3 protein-coding genes are annotated in these 2,777 nt (G+C 36.5%); all 3 read right to left on the bottom strand.

The annotated features are described in order from the left end of the window. Positions 1–934: phage portal protein (locus VR863_RS14865; RefSeq protein WP_324829301.1), on the bottom strand; the 934-nt coding region annotated here is incomplete at its 3' end. Continuing rightward, positions 935–2,182: a PBSX family phage terminase large subunit gene (locus VR863_RS14860; RefSeq protein ID WP_324829302.1), complete on the bottom strand. Its 1,248-nt coding sequence runs from the start codon at positions 2,180–2,182 to the stop codon at positions 935–937. Next, the gene (locus VR863_RS14855; protein WP_324829300.1) at positions 2,172–2,600 is read right to left on the bottom strand and encodes a terminase small subunit; all 429 of its coding nucleotides are present in this window, start codon (positions 2,598–2,600) and stop codon (positions 2,172–2,174) included. Before VR863_RS14855 ends, VR863_RS14860 begins: the two co-directional genes overlap by 11 nt. Positions 2,601–2,777 lie beyond the last annotated feature (177 nt).

Genomic DNA, 2,777 nt, shown 5'->3' with positions numbered 1-2,777 from the left:
CATCATTGATGTTGGCAACCATACTAATTTGGTAAATGAGGCGCTCTAAGCGATCAAGAAGATGCTCCTGACTTTCATCTCCATTTGGCTTCTCCATGAATTCAGCAATAATGTCTTTGATGTTATCCGAACCAAACAAATTAATAATTCGATTATCGCGTATACTTTGAAGGCTTTCTTCCTCTAATTCGACACCTAGGATTTTTAAGTATGCATCGGCAAAATAATCCACGTCATTTGCCTTCTCGGATAATGCCTTGTCGTATGCATTGATTAGAGATTCTACAGATTCAAAAATGGATTGCCTTTCCTCATTCTCGATATACTCAATTACTGGAACATCACCATAGTAGTTCGGAATTGTATCACCAAACGAAATATCGCTTATTCTTCCATTCAGTGTAATTTCCTCATCAATCTTAAAAAGCTGGCCATTTAATTCATCCTCCACAATCTGATAACGGACCGCAAACAAAGGCTTCTGCGCAATCGTATCATCATAAACAATGAACATATCAAGAGGATTATTGTATGTGCAACATGTTTCGGATTCCTCGTTTTGGTACAAAAGCTCGAATCCATGACCGTAAATGGATGTGATCTTACTCAATTCAGCTATGTTATCATCCATATCGTTCATAGTTAAAAATGTATCTAGTCGTTCGTTTACACCTTTATCATCATGTGAAACCTTCACTGGAATACCAATAAAATAGCCGTTAAACGTGTCAGTAATGTACTTGGCATAGTTAACTACTAACCTATTATCAGGCTTGTGTTTCGGCTTAGCTTCTCTATCTAATATCGGAGCCTTACTCTCGTACATTTTCTTTAAACGAATGTATCGAGGTAACTCAGCTTGATGCAGCTCAATAAATCCATTCACTACTTCTGCTGTAATTTCTTCCTCGGCCGGATGAATAAATACCACCATTTATAACCCTCCTTTGAATGTTTTGACCTTGATTCGGTTATTTATATTTTCAACAGCGTATCTACACGCATCGATCACGTGGTTGTAGCTGTCTACCGGAATATTCATATACTCATTTGTTTTTTTATCCTTTTTCCATGTATAGTTTTCAAGTTCCTCAATAAGCTTTACACACCGTTCATCCACAATAAATTCATATTGTGATAGAAATTGAATCCCTTGTATAACTGAATCAGGTGCTTTCTTTGCTGGTCTGATTCGAGTAACGCCTTTTTGCTTAATCTCAGCGATGGACTTCTTTTCTGCTGAATCTGCTGTAATGATTTCCTTTGAATAGCTTAAATCAATAATAGCTTGGGCAATCTGGTCATTCAGAAGACCTTTTCTTACATACTCCTCGATGAAGTATATCTTTTTGTTAGCTTCGTCTACTTTCAAGTGAATAAATGCTGAAGGATCATTGATGTACCCAAAGTCGAGACCGAAGTAGGAAGGTAAATATGCAAGCTCTTGTCGGTTTAAAAGTCTTTTCTCATACTTAGGAAAAACTAGCTTATCCAATGTAGCAAACTCACCTAAGGCATAAATTTTATAATAGGCAGGATTTCTGTTTGCCAAATCCTCTATATTTTCCTTTGTAGCTTCATCCAAGAATCGATTGTCCTTGTACGTACTCTGAACAATTTTTGTATTCTTGTGTTTGTTTATAAAGAAATATGAATAAACCCAGTTCACTTTAGATACTGGGTTAAACATTAAGTATATTTGCTTCTTAACATGACCTTTATCACGCAAACGCAGAGTAAGCTGAGTGTAATCATCAAGAGTGAATTCAGTTGCTTCTTCCATTACGATATCAGATAATCCCTTTATTGATTTAATTTTCTCTGGATTATCCATTCCTTTGAAGATGATAGTCGCCCTGTTAGGCAGTATGATGCGATAATCGCTCATGTTGACCTTACACCTACCAAGTATCCCGTACGATCTTAAACAGGATAGGACGTCCTCAAAAATCGAATCCTTTACGGTTGCCGCAACTTTTCTTAGAAATAGAATACGTCTGGGTTTATTCCACGGTTTCAGCGCTTTTAAAATTACCTTTTGGACAACTCCGTGACTTTTCCCACTCGAAGCTCCTCCGTAATGGACCTCGGTAAAGGTATCAAAGTCATCTAATTGTGTGTAAATCTTTTTATTAAAAACTTTAGAAGGTTTAGGGAAGTTTAAAACAATGCTACTCGTCATCCCACTCACCTACGTTAATTTCAACGTTTGTATTTGTTTGGTCAATCTTATCTGTCCACATTGCATATCGTTTCCCAATCAATTCGGCAGCTGCTTTCCTTGCTTGAGCGTTAGGTGTAACCTGGACTATTTTTTGGTAACCATCCCCGTCCAACAAGGCCATAGGCTCATCAACTTCACCTCTCATGATAGCTGTTAGAAACTCCATCACTTCTTGTTGATCAGCAACCTTCTCAGACTTGATTTCTTCAAGCCGATTATCTATATATTTTTTTATGCCGACATTTGCCAACAACTCACTCGCTCTAGCTCTCGCATATGATTTACTATATCCTGCTTTTAATGCTGCTGTTTCAGCTACTCCAGTGATGATATACTCATCAGCAAATTTTTGTTGTTTTAAAGTCAATTTACCCATTGTATATCACCACTTTCTTAATTGTTTGTGTTTTGGAGCAATAAAAAAGGGTACACAAAATGCACCCTCTAGTAAAATCCTATATAATCTATTTCGAAGTATTCTATTTTAATATCTGCATTATAATAATCAAATGATTCAAACTTCTCTTTATACTGTTCCATATCGATATTTAAT

Source organism: Qipengyuania zhejiangensis (genome assembly GCF_035607565.1).
Taxonomy (GTDB): domain Bacteria; phylum Pseudomonadota; class Alphaproteobacteria; order Sphingomonadales; family Sphingomonadaceae; genus Qipengyuania; species Qipengyuania zhejiangensis.
The sequence above is the reverse complement of the archived record's forward strand: the minus strand, read 5'-3'. Positions and strand labels throughout refer to the sequence as shown.

Bases quoted from the DNA above. Each gene is read 5' to 3' on its own strand.
- VR863_RS14860 (WP_324829302.1), bottom strand. From the start codon at position 2,182: ATGACGAGTAGCATTGTTTTAAACTTCCCTAAACCTTCTAAAGTTTTT.
- VR863_RS14855 (WP_324829300.1), bottom strand. From the start codon at position 2,600: ATGGGTAAATTGACTTTAAAACAACAAAAATTTGCTGATGAGTATATC.